The 19,086-nt window shown below is 70.6% G+C and carries 19 protein-coding genes; 4 read left to right on the top strand and 15 right to left on the bottom strand.

The window, feature by feature from the left end; genetic code table 11:
- Positions 1–20: 20 nt before the first annotated feature.
- The 7 genes from ACQUSR_RS27285 to ACQUSR_RS27255 form a co-directional block, all read right to left on the bottom strand.
- Positions 21–287 (bottom strand): hypothetical protein, encoded by a 267-nt coding sequence (locus tag ACQUSR_RS27285; protein ID WP_431045263.1) that lies wholly within the window; start codon positions 285–287, stop codon positions 21–23.
- A 13-nt stretch (positions 288–300) separates the two neighbouring features.
- Positions 301–1,263 (bottom strand): helix-turn-helix transcriptional regulator, encoded by a 963-nt coding sequence (locus tag ACQUSR_RS27280; protein ID WP_431045262.1) that lies wholly within the window; start codon positions 1,261–1,263, stop codon positions 301–303.
- A gap of 20 nt (positions 1,264–1,283) precedes the next feature.
- On the bottom strand, positions 1,284–2,243 hold the full coding sequence (locus ACQUSR_RS27275; protein ID WP_431045261.1) for a helix-turn-helix transcriptional regulator: 960 nt from the start codon (positions 2,241–2,243) through the stop codon (positions 1,284–1,286).
- Between the two features lie 135 nt (positions 2,244–2,378).
- A complete protein-coding gene (locus tag ACQUSR_RS27270; RefSeq protein ID WP_431045260.1) occupies positions 2,379–2,753 on the bottom strand; it encodes an FKBP-type peptidyl-prolyl cis-trans isomerase in 375 nt (124 codons plus the stop codon).
- Positions 2,754–2,809: 56 nt separating this feature from the next.
- Positions 2,810–3,793, bottom strand: a complete 984-nt coding sequence (locus ACQUSR_RS27265; protein WP_431045259.1) for an FKBP-type peptidyl-prolyl cis-trans isomerase — start codon at positions 3,791–3,793, stop codon at positions 2,810–2,812.
- A gap of 140 nt (positions 3,794–3,933) precedes the next feature.
- Complete coding sequence (gene pafA / locus ACQUSR_RS27260; protein WP_304460831.1) at positions 3,934–5,295, bottom strand: Pup--protein ligase; 1,362 nt, start codon at positions 5,293–5,295, stop codon at positions 3,934–3,936.
- Positions 5,296–5,304: 9 nt separating this feature from the next.
- Positions 5,305–6,576 carry an MFS transporter gene (locus ACQUSR_RS27255; protein ID WP_431045258.1) on the bottom strand — a complete coding sequence of 424 codons (1,272 nt, stop codon included), beginning with the start codon at positions 6,574–6,576 and terminating at the stop codon, positions 5,305–5,307.
- A gap of 144 nt (positions 6,577–6,720) precedes the next feature.
- On the opposite strand from ACQUSR_RS27255, the gene ACQUSR_RS27250 reads away from it, so the two are divergent.
- Positions 6,721–7,767: a LacI family DNA-binding transcriptional regulator gene (locus ACQUSR_RS27250; protein ID WP_431045257.1), complete on the top strand. Its 1,047-nt coding sequence runs from the start codon at positions 6,721–6,723 to the stop codon at positions 7,765–7,767.
- 183 nt (positions 7,768–7,950) lie between these two features.
- Here ACQUSR_RS27250 and prcA read toward each other — a convergent pair whose 3' ends face one another.
- The 5 genes from prcA to arc form a co-directional block, all read right to left on the bottom strand.
- The gene (gene prcA / locus ACQUSR_RS27245; RefSeq protein ID WP_431045256.1) at positions 7,951–8,709 is read right to left on the bottom strand and encodes a proteasome subunit alpha; all 759 of its coding nucleotides are present in this window, start codon (positions 8,707–8,709) and stop codon (positions 7,951–7,953) included.
- A gap of 60 nt (positions 8,710–8,769) precedes the next feature.
- The gene (gene prcB / locus ACQUSR_RS27240) at positions 8,770–9,615 is read right to left on the bottom strand and encodes a proteasome subunit beta (RefSeq protein WP_431045255.1); all 846 of its coding nucleotides are present in this window, start codon (positions 9,613–9,615) and stop codon (positions 8,770–8,772) included.
- 146 nt (positions 9,616–9,761) lie between these two features.
- On the bottom strand, positions 9,762–9,977 hold the full coding sequence (locus ACQUSR_RS27235; RefSeq protein WP_304460834.1) for a ubiquitin-like protein Pup: 216 nt from the start codon (positions 9,975–9,977) through the stop codon (positions 9,762–9,764).
- 131 nt (positions 9,978–10,108) lie between these two features.
- The gene (gene dop / locus ACQUSR_RS27230; RefSeq protein WP_431045254.1) at positions 10,109–11,620 is read right to left on the bottom strand and encodes a depupylase/deamidase Dop; all 1,512 of its coding nucleotides are present in this window, start codon (positions 11,618–11,620) and stop codon (positions 10,109–10,111) included.
- A gap of 292 nt (positions 11,621–11,912) precedes the next feature.
- Complete coding sequence (gene arc / locus ACQUSR_RS27225) at positions 11,913–13,679, bottom strand: proteasome ATPase (RefSeq protein WP_431045253.1); 1,767 nt, start codon at positions 13,677–13,679, stop codon at positions 11,913–11,915.
- Between the two features lie 253 nt (positions 13,680–13,932).
- Here arc and ACQUSR_RS27220 point away from each other — a divergent pair, with 253 nt between their 5' ends.
- Complete coding sequence (locus tag ACQUSR_RS27220) at positions 13,933–14,247, top strand: ferredoxin (RefSeq protein ID WP_431047873.1); 315 nt, start codon at positions 13,933–13,935, stop codon at positions 14,245–14,247.
- 21 nt (positions 14,248–14,268) lie between these two features.
- Here the strand turns inward: ACQUSR_RS27220 and ACQUSR_RS27215 are convergent, their stop codons facing one another.
- From ACQUSR_RS27215 to ACQUSR_RS27205, 3 genes are all read right to left on the bottom strand, one after another.
- Complete coding sequence (locus ACQUSR_RS27215; protein WP_431045252.1) at positions 14,269–14,901, bottom strand: hypothetical protein; 633 nt, start codon at positions 14,899–14,901, stop codon at positions 14,269–14,271.
- A 172-nt stretch (positions 14,902–15,073) separates the two neighbouring features.
- On the bottom strand, positions 15,074–16,054 hold the full coding sequence (locus ACQUSR_RS27210) for a tRNA (adenine-N1)-methyltransferase (RefSeq protein ID WP_431045251.1): 981 nt from the start codon (positions 16,052–16,054) through the stop codon (positions 15,074–15,076).
- A 28-nt stretch (positions 16,055–16,082) separates the two neighbouring features.
- Complete coding sequence (locus ACQUSR_RS27205; protein ID WP_431045250.1) at positions 16,083–17,333, bottom strand: site-2 protease family protein; 1,251 nt, start codon at positions 17,331–17,333, stop codon at positions 16,083–16,085.
- Positions 17,334–17,414: 81 nt separating this feature from the next.
- Between ACQUSR_RS27205 and ACQUSR_RS27200 the strand changes: the two genes are divergently transcribed.
- Together ACQUSR_RS27200 and ACQUSR_RS27195 are read left to right on the top strand one after the other, a co-directional pair.
- Positions 17,415–18,389: a RecB family exonuclease gene (locus ACQUSR_RS27200; RefSeq protein ID WP_431045249.1), complete on the top strand. Its 975-nt coding sequence runs from the start codon at positions 17,415–17,417 to the stop codon at positions 18,387–18,389.
- Between the two features lie 13 nt (positions 18,390–18,402).
- Positions 18,403–19,074: a response regulator gene (locus ACQUSR_RS27195; RefSeq protein WP_431045248.1), complete on the top strand. Its 672-nt coding sequence runs from the start codon at positions 18,403–18,405 to the stop codon at positions 19,072–19,074.
- Positions 19,075–19,086 lie beyond the last annotated feature (12 nt).

The raw sequence follows: 19,086 nt of genomic DNA, 5'->3' as shown, positions 1-19,086 counted from the left end.
GGGATGCCACGCGCCCGCGGTCAGGCGGTGGAGTGCAGCCGCAGCGTCCGTACGCCGCCGCCGGTGAGCAGCTCGACGATGCGCTCACCGGCCGGTTTGCGGACCGCGGAGCCGCAGCGGGGGCAGGTGAAGGAGTAGAAGGTGGTCTTGTCGCTCGCGCCGATCGCCAGCCGCAGCGCGCCCGCGGCGAGCTCGAACCGGCCACGGCACTCGGGACAGCCCGCCTTGAAGACCACCGGGTGAGGCGCGGCGGGGTCGGACGAGGCGGCGTTCGCCTCAGCGGTCACGTCGTGCGTCCCTTCACTCGCCGTACGCCGCGAGCGCCTGCCGCGCCGCGTCCCGCGCACTGTCCGCCAGGTCCCGCGGGGAGACGATCCGGCCGTCCCGGCCCAGCCGGAGCGCCAGGCGGCGCAGCGAGCCGGGGTCGGGGGTGCGCAGGGTGATCCGCAGGCCCCCGTCAGGCAGCTCGTCGGCGCTGTCGTGCGGGTAGTACTCGGCGACCCAGCGGCCGCCCGGTCCGACCTCGACCACCACCTCGGGGTCCTCGGCGGCGGGCTGCACCAGTCCTTCGGAGAGGTCCCGCGGCTCGATCGGCGGCGGGTCGGAGCGCTCGTCCAGCAGCCTGATCTCCGCGACCCGGTCCAGCCGGAAGGTGCGGCGCGCCTCCGACAGGCGGCACCACGCCTCTACATAGGTGTGGCCGACGGCGAACAGCCGGATCGGGTCGACCTCGCGTTCGGTGAGCTCGTCGCGCGCGGGTGAGTAGTAGCGCAGCCAGACCCGCCGCCGCTCGGCGATGGCCCGGTCGATGTCGGCGAAGACCCCGCCCTCGGACTCGAACGTCACCGACAGCCGGGAGCTGGCACCGGCCGCCTCGCCCGCCGCGGCCTCCAGCTTGGCGGTGGCGCGCAGCAGCGCCTGCCGGTCGCTGTCGCGCAGCCCGGGCAGGGTGGCCACGGCGCGCGCGGCGACGAGCAGCGCGGTGGCCTCGTCGGCGGCGAGCCGCAGCGGCTCGCCCGCGCTGGAGCCGGTGGCGTCGGGGTTGTGCCACCAGATGCGGTCGCCGTCGGTGTCGATATCCAGCAGGTCCCCGCCGCGGAAGCTGGTGCCGCACATCGGCAGCACGTCGAGGTCGGCGATCAGCTCGTCCTCGCTGATCCCGAAGGCCCGGGCGACATCGCTGACGTGCGCGCCGGGGCGTTCCCGCAGATACGTCACGAGGGACAGCATCCGGCGGGTCTGGTCGATGGCGTTTCCGGCCATGTGAAGTCGGTCCGTCCCTCTCAGCCCTTGGCCACGGCGCGCAGCCGGTCGACGACGTCGGCACGCAGTTCGGCGGGTTCCAGTACGACCACGTCCTGGCCGAACTCCACCAGCCACGCGTCCAGCCCGTGCCCGTACGGGATCTCCAGCTCGTCCCAGCCGTCGTCCACCGGGCGGCTGCTCAGCGCTCTCGCCCGGAGCGGATAGCCGTGGCCGGCGCGCAATCTGATCCGGGCGGTGCCGGTGGCGATCTCCCCCGCCCAGCTCTCGACCGTCTCCCGTACGGTGACGTGGTCGGGCACCTCGGCGGTGAAGGCACCGGCGCGGGAGCGGACCTTGCCGATGATCCGGGAGAGCCGGAAGACCCGCTCCGCCTGCCGCTCGCGGTCCCAGCCGACGAGGTACCAGTGGCCGCGCCAGCACTCCAGGATCCACGGTTCGACCTGGCGGCGCTCGGGGTGGGCGGCGCTGGACTTGCGGTAGTCGAAGACGACGGGCCGGCGGTCGCGGCAGGCGAGCATCAGCGGTTCGAAGGCGGCCTCGTGGGCGGGGATGCGCGGCTCCAGGGCGCTGGGCCCGTCGGTGCCGTACGGATCGTCGGCCAGCGGCATCCCGGCCGCGCGCAGCTTCTGCAGCGCGCCGCTGGCCGCGCCCGCCAGCCGGGCCTGCTGCCACACCTTGGCGGCCAGCCCCAGGGCCGCGGCCTCCTCGGCGTCGAAGGCGATGGGCGGCAGCCGGTTGCTGTCCCGGCGCGCGAGGTAGCCGGTCTCGCCGTCGATGCTCTCGACCGTCTCGATGACCAGTCCGAGTTCGCGCAGGTCGTCCTTGTCGCGCTCGAACATGCGGTTGAAGGCGTCGTCCGCCCCCGCCTGCAGGTAGGCCTCGATCGAGCCGCGCAGCTCACGCTTGGTGAGCGGACGCCGTGTTCCCAGCAGGCACAGCGCCAGGTTCATCAGCCGCTCGGCCTTGGCAATCGCCATCGACGCCCCTTCTTCTCGACCCCTCGACGGTGACCGTACCGCTACGGGGACACAAGGTGAAAGCCGAGGGCCCCTGCCGGACGGCAGGGGCCCTCGATGTCCGGACGATCTTGTCTCAGACGGATGCCAGGCGGCTCAGACGGCGACCAGGTCGCAGACGAAGATCAGGGTCTCGCCCGGCGCGATCTTGCCGCCGCCGGCGCCCCGGTCGCCGTAGGCCAGGTGCGCCGGGATGACCAGCTGACGGCGGCCGCCGACCTTCATGCCCTGGATGCCCCGGTCCCAGCCGACGATGACCTGACCGGCGCCAAGCTGGAACTCCAGCGGGGTGCCCCGGTTCCAGCTCGCGTCGAACTCCTCGCCGCTGGAGAAGGAGACGCCGACGTAGTGCACGAGGACGTTGTCCCCGGCCTTGGCGACGGGACCGTCGCCCTCCCAGATGTCCTTGATCTCCAGGTCCTTCGGCGGCTCGCCGCCCGGGAAGTCGACCTCGGGCTTGTCGATGCTCACGAAAACTGCTCCTTGTTACGTGGTGGGCAACCTGCCCAGTCTGTCAGAACGGCGTCTCAGGCGACGGCCAGGATGTCGACGGCGAAGACCAGGGTGGAGTTGGCCGGGATGTTTTCCTTCGCCTCCTTGCCGTAGCCGAGCTCCGGCGGCATGACGAGCAGCACGCGGCTGCCGACCTTCTTGCCCTTCAGTCCGTCGCGCCAGCCCGCGACGAGCCTCGGCAGCGGGAACTGGGCCAGGTCCTTGTTGGCGTACGTGGACTCGAACTCCTTGCCGCCGTCCCACAGGACGCCCTTGTACTGGACGAGGACGGTGTCGGTCTCCTGGACCTCGGGGCCGTCGCCCTCCAGGACGTAGCTCGAGACGAGCTTCTTCGGCGCCGCGACCTTGGGGACCGTGACGCTGGGGGCCTTGCCGTCGGTGTTGTCCCCCACCTTCGGCAGGTCCTTGTTGTCCTGGGCGACCTTGCTGCCGTGTGCGGCGCTCTTGCTGTTGAAGACGCCGACGACGTCGACGGCGAACACCATGGTGTCGGTGCCCTTGATGGCGGGCGGGCGGCCCTGCTCGCCGTATCCGAGCTTCGGCGGGATGGCCAGCTCGACGCGGCTGCCGGTCTTCTTGCCGGCCAGGCCCTGGTCCCAGCCGGGGACGACCTCGCCCGCGCCGACCCGGAAGATGAACGGCTTGCGGCCCTTGTCCCAGGTGGTGTCGAAGACCTTCCCGGTGTCCCAGATCTGGCCCAGGTAGTTCACCTGAATGTAGTCGCCCTTGGCGGCGGCCGGGCCGCGGCCCGCGATCAGCGTCTTCACCTCGAGCTTGTCGGACGGCTTGCCGACACCCCTGGCGATCTCGGGCCGCTCGCCGAACTTCGTCCCGCCGAGCAGCGCCGGGACAGGCCCGTCCATCTTGGCGGTCGGCTGGGCCGATGGGCTCTTCGGCTCGGGAGAGGTCTTGTCGCCCTTGTCGGAGTCGTCGTCGCCGCAGCCCGCGAGCGCGAGCAGCCCGGCGGGTACGGCAAGGAGTACGGATCGTCGGCGCACGGAGGTCCTCGTTCGGTAGATCCTGCGGGGGGCAATGCGCGCCACTCTACGACGTGGTGCGGGCCCCGTACGAGGAACGTACGGGGCCCGCGTCGGGTGTTCGGCGGAGCGACCTCACCCACGGTCGATGAGCTTCGGCCTCACATACCGGCGATGAGCTTCTCCACCCGGTCGTCCACCGAGCGGAACGGGTCCTTGCACAGCACCGTGCGCTGCGCCTGGTCGTTGAGCTTGAGGTGCACCCAGTCGACGGTGAAGTCGCGGCGCTGCTCCTGGGCGCGGCGGATGAAATCGCCGCGCAGCCGGGCCCGGGTGGTCTGCGGTGGCACCGACTTGCCTTCGAAGATCTTCAAGTCGTTGCAGATCCGGGCTGCTTGACCGCGCTTCTCCAGAAGGTAATACAAGCCGCGGCGGCGGTGGATGTCGTGGTACGCGAGGTCTATCTGCGCGATGCGCGGGTGGGACATGGTGATGTTGTTCTTGGCCCGATAGCGCTCGATAAGCCGGTATTTCATCACCCAGTCGATCTCGGTGTCGATGAGGTCGAGGTTCTCCGTACGCACCGCTTCGAGGGTGCGGCCCCACAGTTCCAGGACACGCTCCACCGTGCCGGTGCGGATTCCGCGGCGCTCGCAGAAATCGACGGCTTTTTCGTAGTACTCCTGCTGGACTTCCAGGGCGGACGCCTCGCGGCCGCTGGCCAGCCGCACCTTCCGCTGTCCGGTGATGTCGTGGCTGACCTCGCGGATGGCCCGAATCGGGTTCTCCAGGGTGAGGTCGCGCATGACGGTGCCCGCCTCGATCATGCGCAGCACCAGGTCGGTGGCGCCGACCTTGAGCAGCATGGTCGTCTCGGACATGTTGGAGTCGCCGACGATGACGTGCAGCCGGCGGTAGCGTTCGGCGTCGGCGTGCGGCTCGTCGCGGGTGTTGATGATGGGCCGGGAGCGCGTGGTGGCGGAGCTGACGCCCTCCCAGATGTGCTCGGCGCGCTGGCTGACGCAGTACACGGCGCCGCGCGGGGTCTGCAGCACCTTGCCCGCGCCGCACAGCAGCTGACGGGTCACCAGGAACGGGATGAGGATGTCCGCGAGCCGGGAGAACTCGCCGTGCCGGGCCACCAGGTAGTTCTCGTGGCAGCCGTAGGAGTTCCCCGCGGAGTCCGTGTTGTTCTTGAAGAGGTAGACGTCGCCCGCGATCCCTTCCTCGTGCAGGCGTTTTTCGGCGTCGACGAGGAGACCTTCGAGGATGCGCTCGCCCGCTTTGTCGTGGGTGACCAGCTCGGTCACGTTGTCACACTCGGGAGTTGCGTATTCCGGGTGCGATCCCACGTCGAGATAGAGGCGGGCGCCGTTGCGCAGGAAGACATTGCTGCTGCGGCCCCAGGAAACGACACGGCGGAAGAGGTACCGCGCCACTTCGTCAGGAGACAGTCGGCGCTGTCCCCTGAACGTGCATGTGACGCCGTACTCGTTCTCCAGCCCGAAAATGCGGCGGTCCATGACTGAACATTACGCCTGACGGCTCCCGCTGAAACCGGGTTCGACAGCACCGTTTCGATCATTTTCCGTCGGGAGATCGCCGGCGACGGGGCGCGACCCGCGCCGGCTCACCGGGGCGAGGAAGCGCCGTGCACCCACCAGGACCAGCAGCGCCACCGCTCCGGCGGCCCCCGGGACGGCGAATCCGGCGGCCACGTCACCGGCCTCGATGACGGGTCCGGCGGCCCCGGTGCCGACCGAAGCGCCGACGACGAACATGGTGACCAGCCAGGAGAACGCCTCGGTGACGGTGCCGCTGGGCGCGTGCCGGTCGACGACGACGAAGGCGCAGGCCAGAGCCGGGGCCAGGCAGATACCGGAGAGGAACGCGAGGGCGGTCATGGCGGGCACGCCGGGCACCAGCGCCAGCGGTACGTAGCCGAGCGCGAGGGCCGCCACCAGCAGCCGCAACCGGGGCTCCGGGGCACCGGCCCACTGCCGGGCGCCGTAGACCACACCACCGACCAGCGCACCGGCGCTCAGCGCGGAGAGCAGATAGCTGGAGACCATGCCGCCGCCGTGCTGGTCGGCGTACGCGACCGAGGCCACGGCGATGGCACCCATCGCGATGCCGACGAAGAAGAACGCGCTGATGAGGACGAGCAGTCCGGGCGAGCGCAGAGCGCCGAGCCAGTGCGCCTCGCGGGGCGCGGAACGCCACTGCCGGGACGGCGGCGAGCTCACCACGCAGAACGCGCCCGCCACCCCGATGACGTTGAGGACGAGCAGGGCGGCCGCCTCCGACCAGGCGGCGACCAGGAGGGTGACCAGCAGCGGCCCCACGGCGTACATCACTTCCTGGGCCACGGCGTCCAGTGCGTAGGCGGCGTGGATGCGGTCGTCGCGCTTGAGCACGTCGGGCCACAGGGCTCGCAGGCCGCCTTCCAGCGGCGGTGTGAAGAACCCCGCGACCAGCACGGCCGCGTATGCCACGGGCGGCAGGTCGGTGCCGACGACGGCGAACAGGGCCATCCCGAGCGCCGACAGCACGGCGGAGGGGAGCATCACCCGAGGCTGTCCGAGGTGGTCCACGGCCCGCCCGAGCAGCGGCTGGCCGATGGCGTTGCCGACGCCGTAGACGGCCGACAGCGCTCCCGCGAGTGCGTAGCTGCCGCCTTCGGCCCGCACGAAGAGCACGATCGCGAGCGAAGCCGTGGCGTTCGGCAGCCGACCTATGAGCGTGCCGGCGAGCAACCGGACCGTGTACCGGGTGCGCAGCAGCTCTCCGTATCCAGCCGCCATGACGTTGGCCCCCTCTTCCCTCGATCGCTCTCAGAGTGCGGAAGTTTTACGTATAACCTCCGAGGGTTATACGTACCATGTCAGCTCCCCGCGGGTCCACCGAGATGACGTCGCGGTGGATGAGCGTGGAGTGCGGAGGCGATCGTGGCGGAGACGGCTGGGGCGCGAGTGACGAGCCGGGACGTGGCGCGGGCCGCGGGCGTCTCACAGGCGACCGTGTCCATGGTCCTCGGGGACAAGTGGCGCGGCCGGGTCTCGGAGCGCACGGCCGAGGCGGTGCGGGGCGCCGCACGGGAGCTCGGGTACCGGCCGAACCTCGCCGCCCGCAGTCTGCGGCTGGGGCGCACCAGGACCGCGCTCCTGGTCGTGCCCGCCCTGACGACGGAGTTCTTCGCCCGTGTCTACACCGGCGCGGCCCGCGTGGCGGCCGAGCACGGCTTCGGGGTCGTGCTGTACCCCTCTCCCGCGGGCATCCGGCCCGCCAGCGATCCGTTCGACTCGGCCCGGGCCTCACTCGACGGCGTCATCGCGTCCTCCATGGCGGCCGAAGCGCTCGCCGCCGTACGGGGCGGGGGGCTGCCGCTGGTGATGCTGGACAGCGATCCGGCCGACGCGGCGGCGGCCGCGACCGTCAACCTCGACATCGCGGGCGGCATGCGGCTGGTCGCGGAGCACCTGCTGAGCCTGGGGCACCGGCGGGTCACCCACCTCGCCGCGGACGTGGACTCCTGGACCTTCCGGGTGCGGGCGCGGGCGCTGGCCGAGGCGTTCGGCGCCGTGCCGGGCACGGAGGTACGGACCGTGGCGGCACCGCTCGGCGTGGACGACGGCCGGCGGGCGGCGGAGCGGGCGCTGACGGGCCCCGGCCCCCGGCCCACGGCGCTCGTGTGCGACGACGACATTCTGTCGGCGGGGGCCTGCAAGGCCGCGCGGCGGCTCGGGCTGCGGGTGCCCGGCGACCTCTCGGTGACGGGCTTCGACGATCTGGCGCTGGCCTCGGCACTGGAGCCGGAACTCACGACCGTGCGGCTGCCGGCCGAGGAGGTGGGAGAGCGCGGGATGACGGCTCTGCTGGCGGTGCTGGAGGGGCGGGCCGCGGACGGAGGCGAGCTGCCGGTGGAGCTTGTCGTACGGGGCTCTACGGCGCCGCCGCCCGCCACGGCGGGCAAGGACCACGCCGGCTACGCGTGACGCTGCCGCGGCGGTGCGCGTCGGCTACCGCGCGCGGCGCCTCGGTTTCGTGCCCGTCTGCGGGCCGGTGGCCGGTTGTGCCCACCCGTTCTTCCCCCAGACTCCGTCTGGGAGGTGCCCCCAGGGGCACCCCAGCGGTCGCGCTGGGGGAGGAACGACTGCCCACAACCGGCCGTCAGGCGGTTATGCGTCCGAGTCTTCCGAGCTCTCGGGGGACTCGTCCTCTGCCGCCGCGTCGGTGCTCTCATCCGCCAGGAGACGGGACAGCTGGCCCCCCAGGATCCGCTTGAACTTGCGCTGCTGCGGCCGGGTCCGGTCCAGGACCGCGACCTCCAACTGCTCGGCGGTGAGGCTGCGCTCGCCGCCGTTGGTGTCGCGGGCCAGGGACTCGACCGCGAGCTTGAGCGCCTCTGCCAGCGTCATGCCCTCACGGTGCCGCTGGTCCAGGTAGCTGCTGATCTGGTCGGCGTTCCCGCCGACCGCGACCGACCCGTGCTCGTCGACGATCGAGCCGTCGTGCGGGAGGCGGTAGATCTGGTCGTCCTCGGGGCCGTCTCCGACCTCGGCGACGATCAACTCCACCTCGTACGGCTTCTCGGCGGCGCTGGAGAAGATGGTGCCCAAGGTCTGCGCGTACACGTTGGCCAGGCCGCGCGCGGTCACGTCGCCCCGGTCGTAGGTGTAGCCGCGCAGGTCGGCGTAGCGCACACCGCCGATGCGGAGGTTCTCGAACTCGTTGTACTTGCCGACCGCCGCGAACGCGATGCGGTCGTAGATCTCGCTGACCTTGTGCAGCGCCCGGGACGGGTTCTCCGCGACGAACACGATGCCGTCGGCATACTGCAGCACGACGACGCTGCGGCCCCGCGCGATGCCCTTGCGGGCGTACTCGGCCCGGTCGGCCATGGCCTGCTGGGGTGATACATAGAACGGCGTCGTCACCGGCTATCCGTCCCTTTCTGTCACTGTCACTGGCGAATGCATCCCGATCTTCCCCGTCCGTCAGAGCAGCGCGGCCCGCGGGCCGTCCGGCTGCTCGAGCCGCCGCTCGTGGATGGCACGGACGATCTCGGACACCTCGGCCTCGGTGAGCCGCCTGAAGCCCTCGTCGGTGATCACCGTGACGATCGGATAGATCCGCCGGGCCAGGTCCGGCCCCCCGGTGGCCGAGTCGTCGTCGGCGGCGTCGTACAGCGCCTGGACCACGGCGGTCGCGGCCTGATTCTCCGTCAGGTCTTCGCGGTACAGCTTCTTGAGGGAGCCGCGCGCGAAGATCGAGCCGGAGCCGGTGGCCGCGAAGCCGAGCTCCTCAGAGCGGCCGCCGGTCACGTCGTAGGAGAAGATCCGCCCCTTCTCGCGATCGACGTCCCAGCCCGCGAAGATCGGCACCACGGCCAGGCCCTGCATGGCCATGCCGAGGTTGCCGCGGATCATCGTGGAGAGCCGGTTCGCCTTGCCCTCCAAGGAGAGCTGGGCGCCTTCGACCTTCTCGAAGTGCTCCAGCTCCAGCTGGAAGAGCTTGACCATCTCCACCGCGAGACCGGCGGTCCCGGCGATACCGACGGCCGAGTACTCATCCGCGGGGAACACCTTTTCGATGTCGCGCTGCGCGATGACATTGCCCATGGTGGCGCGACGGTCACCGGCGAGCACCACGCCACCGGGGAAGGTAACCCCCACGATCGTCGTACCGTGCGGCGCCTCCACGACGCCCTGCACGGGCGGCAGCGGCCGGTTGCCCGGCAGCAGCTCAGGCGCCTGCGCGCCGAGGAAGTCCATGAACGAGGACGAGCCGGGCGTCAGGAAGGCAGCCGGTAGACGCCCTGTGCTACGGGTGTTGGCTTCCACACCATTCCTTCCAGATAGGTGGTCGCCCGCCGCCTGGCGTCGGGCCGATCTTGTCACACTGCACGGACCATACCCGTGGCCGACGGTGTCATCCGCGCCGCACCGGGGCCGCCGGCCTCCGGCACGGCACGGATGCCCGGATCGCCCTACTCGCCGCCCTTTTGCACAAAGGACCGCACGAAATCCTCGGCGTTCTCCTCGAGGACGTCGTCGATCTCGTCCAGCACGGAGTCAACGTCGTCCGACAGCTTCTCCTGGCGCTCCTTGAGGTCCTCGGCAGCCTGCGCGTCCTGCGCCTGCTCCTCGACCTCCTCGGTGGAACGCGTCGCCCTCTGCTGTCCTCCGGTGTCCTTGGTCGCCATCTACCTCACCCCGCTCGGTCCGCCCAGCTTGAATGGATCGGTCAAGATCAGACCCTACAAGCCGGGTCCGACATCGGCCCCGCACTTTTACAACGCGGGGCCACTTCGATGATTCCCGGCGGACGGCTGTTTCAGCCCCCCGACAGCAGCCGGACCAGGTCCTCGGCCGTACGGCAGCGGTCCAGCAGTTCCTTGACGTGGTTCCGGGTGCCCCGCAGCGGCTCCAGCGTGGGCACCCGCTGCAGAGAGTCACGGCCCGGGAGGTCGAAGATCACCGAGTCCCAGGACGCGGCGGCGACGTCGTCGGCGTACTGCTCGAGGCAGCGACCGCGGAAGTACGCCCGGGTGTCCTCCGGCGGCTGCGTACGGGCCCGCCCAACATCCTCCTCGTCCACCAGCCGCTTCATCCGGCCCCGCGCCACCAGGCGGTTGTACAGCCCCTTCTCCGGGCGCACGTCGGCGTACTGGAGATCCACCAGGTGGAGCCGGGCCGCGTCCCAGTCCAGGCCGTCGCGTCGCCGGTAGCCCTCCAGCACCTCCCGCTTCGCGATCCAGTCCAGCTCGCCCGCCAGGCTCATCGGATCGTTCTCCAGCCGGTTGAGGACGTCCTCCCAGCGGGAGAGCACATCGCGGGTCTGCTCGTCGGCGTCCGCGCCGAACCGGTCCTCGACGTACTTGCGGGCCAGCTCGAAGTACTCCATCTGAAGCTGCACCGCGGTCAGCGTGCGTCCGCTACGCAACGTGATCAGGTGCCGGAGCGTGGGGTCGTGCGAGACCTGGTGCAGGGTCCGCACCGGCTGGTCGACGGCGAGGTCCACGGCGATGAAGCGGTCCTCGATCATCGACAGCACCAGGGCCGTCGTGCCCAGCTTGAGGTAGGTCGAGATCTCGGAGAGGTTGGCGTCACCGATGATCACGTGCAGCCGCCGGTACTTCTCGGCGTCGGCGTGCGGCTCGTCCCGGGTGTTGATGATCGGCCGCTTGAGGGTGGTCTCCAGCCCCACCTCGACCTCGAAGTAGTCCGCGCGCTGGCTGATCTGGAAACCCTGCCCATGGCCGTCCTGGCCGATGCCGACGCGGCCCGCGCCGGCGACCACCTGCCGGGAGACGAAGAAGGGCGTCAGATGGCGCACGATGTCCGAGAACGGGGTCTCGCGCTTCATGAGGTAGTTCTCATGCGTGCCGTAGGAGGCGCCCTTGTTGTCGGTGTTGTTCTTGTACAGGTGGATCGGCTGGGCGCCGGGGAGCTGACCGGCCCGCAGCGCGGCCTCGGCCATGATGCGCTCGCCCGCCTTGTCCCAGAGCACGGCGTCCCGCGGATTGGTGACCTCGGGCGCGCTGAATTCAGGGTGCGCGTGGTCGACGTACAGCCGCGCGCCATTGGTCAGGATCACGTTGGCCAGGCCGATGTCCTCGTCGGTGAGCTGGCTGGCGTCCGCCGACTCACGGGCGAGATCGAAGCCGCGGGCGTCCCGCAGCGGATTCTCCTCCTCGAAGTCCCAGCGGGCGCGGCGCGCCCGGTGCATCGCCGCCGCATAGGCGTTGACGATCTGGGATGAGGTGAGCATGGCATTGGCGTTCGGGTGGCCCGGGACGGAGATCCCGTACTCCGTCTCGATTCCCATCACGCGCCGTACGGTCATGCGGCCCTCCTTGCCCGGCGACGGCCCCAGGCGGGGTCGGCGCTCAAGTCCCGCTGCGCATCCGGTCCGAGTGCGGTCGTCCCTGATCCCCCGCAGCGCGTCGCGGCGGTACCGACGAGCCTAGAACGGTCGCACGCCGGGTGGGAGATCATTTCGGTCATTGGTCCGGTCCGGTTCATCCATGCGGATCCGTGCAGATCCATGCGGAAACGCGTGTCCGGCTGCGGATGCCCTCCCCCCGCCGTCCCTCGGCGGGGGGACTGCTTCGGACATCCGCAGCCGGATCGCGGTGTTACAGGTACTGACCGGTGTTCGCCACCGTGTCGATGGAGCGTCCGGTGTCCGCGCCCTGCTTGCCGGTGACCAGGGTGCGGATGAAGACGATCCGCTCGCCCTTCTTTCCGGAGATCCGGGCCCAGTCGTCCGGGTTCGTGGTGTTCGGCAGGTCCTCGTTCTCCTTGAACTCGTCCACGCAGGCGGCGAGCAGGTGGGAGACCCGCAGACCCTTCTGGTCGTGGTCCAGGAAGGCCTTGATGGCCATCTTCTTGGCCCGGTCCACGATGTTCTGGATCATTGCGCCGGAGTTGAAGTCCTTGAAGTACAGGACCTCCTTGTCGCCGTTGGCGTACGTCACCTCAAGGAAGCGATTCTCCTCGGATTCGGCGTACATCTGCTCGACCACGGACTGGATCATGCCCGCCACCGCGGCCTTCGGCGATCCGCCGTGCTCGGCGAGGTCGTCCGCGTGGATGGGCAGGGTCGCGGTCAGGTACTTCGAGAAGATGTCCTTGGCCGCCTCCGCGTCCGGACGCTCGATCTTGATCTTCACATCGAGGCGGCCGGGGCGCAGGATCGCCGGGTCGATCATGTCCTCGCGGTTGGAGGCGCCGATCACGATGACGTTCTCCAGGCCCTCCACACCGTCGATCTCGGAGAGCAGCTGCGGAACGATGGTGTTCTCCACGTCCGAGCTGACTCCGGAGCCGCGGGTGCGGAAGAGGGAGTCCATCTCGTCGAAGAAGACGATGACGGGCGTGCCCTCGCTCGCCTTCTCCCTGGCCCGCTGGAAGATCAGGCGGATGTGCCGCTCGGTCTCGCCGACGTACTTGTTGAGCAGCTCCGGACCCTTGATGTTGAGGAAGAAGCTCTTCCCCGCGGGCTGCCCGGTCACCTCGGCGACCTTCTTGGCAAGGGAGTTGGCGACGGCCTTGGCGATGAGCGTCTTGCCGCAGCCGGGCGGGCCGTACAGCAGCACGCCCTTGGGCGGCCGCAGTTCGTGCTCCTTGAAGAGGTCGGGGTAGAGGTACGGAAGCTCGACCGCGTCCCGGATCAGCTCGATCTGGTTCCCCAGACCGCCGATCTTGGTGTAGTCGATGTCCGGGACCTCTTCGAGGACGAGTTCCTCGACCTCGCTCTTCGGTACGACCTCGTAGACGTAGCCGGATCGGGGCTCCAGCAGCAGGGCGTCGCCGGGCCGGATGGTGGTGTCCAGCAGCGGCTCGGCGAGCCGCACCACCCGCTCCTCGTCGGTGTGCCCGATCACCAGGGCGCGCTCGCCGTCCTCGAGGATCTCCTTGAGGGTGACGATGTCCCCGGCGCGCTCGAACTCCATGGCCTCGACCACGTTGAGCGCCTCGTTGAGCATGACTTCCTGGCCGCGCTGGAGCTCTTCGAGCTCGATGCTCGGGCTGACGTTCACCCGGAGTTTCCGGCCTCCGGTGAAGATGTCGGCCGTGCCGTCCTCGTTCGCCCGCAGAAAGACCCCGAAGCCGGCCGGCGGCTGCGCGAGCCGGTCGACTTCCTCCTTGAGAGCCACGATCTGGTCGCGGGCCTCACGGAGGGTGCTGGCGAGCCGCTCGTTCTGTGCGGACACGCCCGCCAGGTTGGTCTGCAGCTCGACGATCCGCTCTTCGAGAATCCTCGTGTGACGCGGAGAGTCGGCGAGCTTGCGTCGCAGGACGGCGATTTCCTGCTCTAGGTAGGCAACCTGACCGGCGGGGTCTTCAGACCCCCGCCCGGGCCGGATGCCGCGGTTGCTGTCGTCGTCGTGGGCTGCCACGGTCCTCACCTCCTCCAAGGGGAGCTGGACGCTTCCTGACCCTACCTGGGCAGGTGCAGGTTGAAACCCCTAGATCACAAACCCGAACAGGGTGTGTCCGATCTTCACCCTTGCGCACGTCCTCACAGCAGGTGAATACCCACCCAACAACATCGGAAAGCGACCGGTTGTATCGTCGGAGTGGTCAACACCCGCCAGTGCTGGCTTCTTTTAGTCCATGCTGGTACATGTCCGCAGAAACGGCAGGCTCTATATGACCGTGCAGAGGGAAGACCTCGTCACCAGCTCCGACGGCGCCGCCCTGGAGGTCTGGATCGACCAGGACCTGTGCACCGGAGACGGCATCTGCGCCCAGTACGCGCCCGAGGTCTTCGAGCTGGACATCGACGGGCTCGCGTACGTCAAGAGCGGCGACGACGAGCTGCTTCAGGACAAGGGTGCCACCACCGCCGTCCCCCTGCCGCTGCTGGCCGAGGTCGTGGACTCCGCGCGCGAGTGCCCCGGCGAGTGCATCCATGTACGCCGCGTCGCGGACCAGGTCGAGGTCTACGGACCCGACGCGGAGTGATCCGCGACACCGCGTGACGAATCAGACACTCCCCGCGGCCGGCAGGGCCTTGAGGACGAACTGCCCGTCCTGCCACCGCCAATTGACCTTGCGTTGCAGGTCGGGACAGCAACGCGGCACGTCGGTCGAGGAGTAGCCGAGCAAGGTGGCCGTGACTGTCGTGCCGCGCAGCGCGAAGCCGGTGACGCTCATCCCCTCCTTGGGGTCGAGGAAGGTCTCCACGATCCGGGGCGGGAAGGCCGCGTCGGCGGCAGCGGCCAGCACGTAGATCCCGCTGGGCGGGGTGCCCGTCTCGGTGTGGCACCGCACCACGGCGACCGTCTCCGGGGCCCCGTCGCCGTCGAGGTCGCCCGAGGCCCGCTGCACCACGTCCAGCCGCGCCGGACCGCAGTCGACCGGGAAGCGGGCGGCGGCGGGGTCGGGGGCGGCGGCGCGGGGGTCGGGCGTCAGGGCGGTCGGAGTACCGGCCCGGGCGCGCGTGGCGGACGCCTTGGCGTCCGATGGCTGGAGGACGGACGCCGCGGCCACCACACCGGTCAGCGCGGCCGCGGTGGCGAGCCAGTGCACCGGGCGGGGACGGCTGTGCGGGAGATCGGGGCCGTGGGGTGGCGGGAACGACGCAGTAGAGGACTCTGCGCCTGCCGGAGGCTGCACGCGGGGTGACTCCTGTGAGAGCTGCGGCTGGGGGTGCCCAGCATCGTGCCACATGTCACAGTCGGCGGGAACTACCGGGGCGGCGTTTCCGGCCAGGGCCCGAAAACGGCGCAGCCACCGGCTCCCGGACAGGAAGTCGGTGGCTGCGCAGAGGTGTTGGAGGCGGGGCCGATCAGCCCTGCCCGGCGGAGTCGCCGCGGCTGCCCGCGGCGTCGTCCTTGCCGCTCCTGGCCTCGCCCGGGGCGTCCTTGCCGCCCCCCGCGGTGTCCTTCCCGCCCCACCCCGCGTAGTCCTCGCCGTACGCGCCCTTGGCGGGCCGGCGGCGGCGCAGCGGGGGCTCCACGCCGTCGGCGAGCCGACGCGCGGTGAGCAGGAAGCCGGTGTGGCCGATCATGCGGTGGTCGGGGCGGACGGCCAGGCCCTCGATGTGCCAGTTGCGGATCATCGACTCCCAGGCGGCCGGCTCGTTGAAGGTGCCGAAGTCGCGGATCGCCTCGACGGTGCGGGCGAGCTGGGTGGTCGTGGCCACGTAGGCGCACAGGATGCCGCCGGGGACGAGCGCCTTGGAGACGACCTCGAGGCACTCCCAGGGCGCGAGCATGTCGAGGATGACGCGGTCGACGTCGGTGTCCGACAGGTTGTCCTGGAGGTCGCCGACGGTCAGCCGCCACGCGGGGTGCGGCCCGCCGAAGTAGCGCTCCACGTTCGCCTGGGCGATCTCGGCGAAGTCGGCCCGCCGCTCGTACGAGTGCAGCATCCCCTGGTCCCCGATGGCGCGCAGCAGGAAGCTGCTGAGCGATCCGGAGCCCACGCCTGCCTCGACGACGCGGGCGCCGGGGAAGATGTCGGCGAAGGCCAGGATCTGCCCCGCGTCCTTGGGGTAGACCACGGCGGCGCCGCGGGGCATGGACAGGACGTAGTCGGGGAGCAGCGGGCGCAGCGCGAGGTAGGCGACGTTCCCGGTGGTACGGACAACACTGCCCTCGGGAGCGCCGATCAGCTCGTCGTGGGGGAAGGAACCCTTGTGGGTGTGGAAGTTCTTCCCGGCCTCGAGCGTGAACGTGTAGTGGCGTCCCTTGGGGTCGGTGAGCTGGACCTGGTCCCCGACCTTGAAGGGCCCGCGACGGCGGGCGGCACCGGTCGGTTCGGACATGTGAACAGCCTACCGGTCTTTTGCGGACTCACTTGCCGGTCGCCTGGGGCCGCGCCATGGCCGCCACGAAGGCCCGCTCGACGTCCGCGGTGGACAGCACGCCGTAGATCTCGCCGGTCTCCTCGACCACGAGGTACTCGGTGGCCGGGGTGGCGCGGAGGGTGTCGAGGAGTTCCTCGCCGGTCAGCTCGGCGGAGACCTTCATGCCGTCCCTGAGGTCCTGGGCGATGCCGCTGACCGGGACCCAGGGGCGGCGGTGTTCGGGGATGCCGACGATGGCCGCCTCCCGCACCACGGCGGTGGGGAGGCCGTTCCCGTCGACCACGACCAGGGCCCGCGCCCCGGCCTCGTTCGCGCGGCGCAGTGCCTCCGACAGCGGGGTGTCGGCGGCGACCGGGACGGCGCGCCGGGTGAGCGTACGGGCGCGAAGGTCCGGCAGCCGCTCGCGCAGCCGCGCCATGCGCAGGCTGTTCCCGGCACCGGTCCAGATGATGGCGGCGAGGATGGCCGCCAGCAGCGCGTCGGTGAGGGACTCGAAGCTGCCGAAGCCCTCCGCGTCGTCGCTGAAGCCGCCCGCCTGGCTGAGCAGCGGGAGCCCGATGAGCACCGTGACGGCCAGCGCCCGTCCGGTCCACGCGGCGGCCACGGTGCCGGTCATCGGCTTGCCGCTGATCTTCCACACCACGGCGCGGAGCATCCGGCCGCCGTCCAGCGGCAGGCCGGGGAGCAGGTTGAAGACGGCCACGATGAGGTTGGAGATCATCAGGCCGGCCAGCAGTACACCGGGCACGGTCCGCGGCTCGACGAGCTGCATCGCCAGGTAGAACACCCCGGAGAGGATCAGGGAGAGCAGCGGGCCGACGAAGGCGAGCACGAACTCCCGGCCCGGTGTCTCGCTCTCCTTCTCTATCTCCGAGACGCCGCCGAAGAACTGAAGCTGGATGCGGCGGACGGGGAGCTTGTAGCGGAGCGCGGCCACGGTGTGCGCCAGCTCGTGGACGAGTACGGAGGCGTAGAAGGCGACCGCGAAGAAGAGCGAGACGAGGTACCGGGCGGCGCCGAGCTCGGGCAGCACGCGGTCGAGCTGGTCGCCGAAGACCCAGGTGATCAGGGCGGCGACGAGGAACCAGCTGGGGGCGACGTAGACCGGGACGCCGAACGGCCGGCCCATGAGGAAGCCGCCGCCCACCTCCCGGGGGCGCTGCGGCCGCTCACCGTGGGGTCCGGCAGCGCGGTCGGCTTCCTCGCTGTCGGGCTGGCGCTGCCCGCTGTTGTCCACGGTGTCCCCTCGTCGGATACATCCCCCCGCACCCGTTTGGTACGGTCCCACGATCATGCAGTGCGAGGGCCTCTGCCGTCGATGGTATGCGGCCCACTGTCAGTGGCGGGCCGTAGGGTCTTCGCCATGGGAACCGTCACCGGGACAGCCGAAGAGCCCTCAGCGGCCGGATCCGCCGCCGCCCGCGCCGCCGACGCCGCGCGGCCTACGTCTCTGTCGCCGTCGCGGGCGGCCGACTTCATACGGTGTCCGCTGCTCTACCGCTTCCGGGTGATCGACCGGCTGCCGGAGAAGCCGAGTGCCGCGGCGACGCGCGGGACCGTGGTGCACGCGGTCCTGGAGAGGCTCTTCGACTCCCCGGCGGCGGAGCGGACGGCGCCGCGGGCCCGCGCGCTGGTGCCGGGCGAGTGGCAGCGGCTGCTGGCGGGGCGCCCGGAGCTGGCGGAGCTGTTCGCGCGGGAGGACGGCGGCCAGGACCCCGAGCGGCTGGCCGAGTGGCTGGGGGACGCGGAGCGGCTGGTCGAGCGGTGGTTCTCGTTGGAGGACCCGACCCGGCTGGAGCCCGCCGAGCGCGAGCTGTACGTGGAGACGGTGCTGGAGTCCGGGCTGACGCTGCGGGGGTTCATCGACCGGGTGGACGTCGCGCCGACCGGCGAGGTGCGGATCGTCGACTACAAGACCGGCAAGGCACCCGCCCCGCAGTACGCGGGAGAGGCGCTGTTCCAGATGAAGTTCTACGCGCTGGTGCTGTGGCGGCTGCGCGGCACGGTGCCGCGCCGGTTGCAGCTGGTCTATCTGGGCAGCGGCGACGTGGTCACGTACGACCCGGACGAGAACGATCTGCGCGGGGTGGAGCGCAAACTGCTCGCCCTGTGGGAGGCGATCCGGCTGGCCACGGAGTCCGGTGACTGGCGGCCGCGCCCGACCAGGCTGTGTGACTGGTGCGATCACCAGGCGCGGTGCCCGGAATTCGGCGGTACTCCCCCGCCGTACCCCTTGGAGATCATCCCGACACCGTCCGGCGGGGCGGGCCAGGGCAGAATGGGGCAGGTCTAGCGAAGGAGACCCCGTGGCTATCCGCGTTCTGCTCGTCGATGACCAACCACTGCTGCGTACCGGCTTCCGGATGATCCTGGAGGCCGAACCGGATCTCGCGGTGGTGGGCGAGGCCGGGGACGGCCTGCAGGCCCTGGACCAGGTGCGGGCGCTCCAGCCCGATGTGGTGCTGATGGACATCCGGATGCCGCGGATGGACGGTGTCGAGGCGACCCGGCAGATCACCGGCCCCGGGCGGGACGGGCCGGCGAAGGTGCTGGTGCTGACCACGTTCGACCTCGACGAGTACGTGGTGGAGGCGCTGCGCGCCGGGGCCAGCGGCTTCCTGCTCAAGGACGCCCCCGCCAACGAGCTGGTGCAGGCGATCCGGGTGGTGGCGGCCGGCGAGGCGATGCTGGCGCCGAGCATCACCCGCCGCCTGCTGGACAAGTACGCGGGTCATCTGCCGTCCGGCGAGGAGCCGGTGCCCGACACCCTGCACACCCTCACCGACCGTGAGGTCGAGGTGCTCAAGCTGGTGGCGCGGGGGCTGTCCAACGCGGAGATCGCCGCGGATCTGTTCGTCAGCGAGACCACGGTGAAGACGCACGTGGGGCATGTGCTGACGAAGCTGGGCCTGCGCGACCGGGTGCAGGCCGCGGTGTACGCGTACGAGAGCGGGCTGGTCCGTCCCGGGGCGCAGTAGCCCGGCCGTCCA

Source organism: Streptomyces sp. P1-3 (assembly GCF_050613155.1).
In the GTDB taxonomy this organism is placed as follows: Bacteria; Actinomycetota; Actinomycetes; order Streptomycetales; family Streptomycetaceae; genus Streptomyces.
The sequence above is the reverse complement of the archived record's forward strand: the minus strand, read 5'-3'. Positions and strand labels throughout refer to the sequence as shown.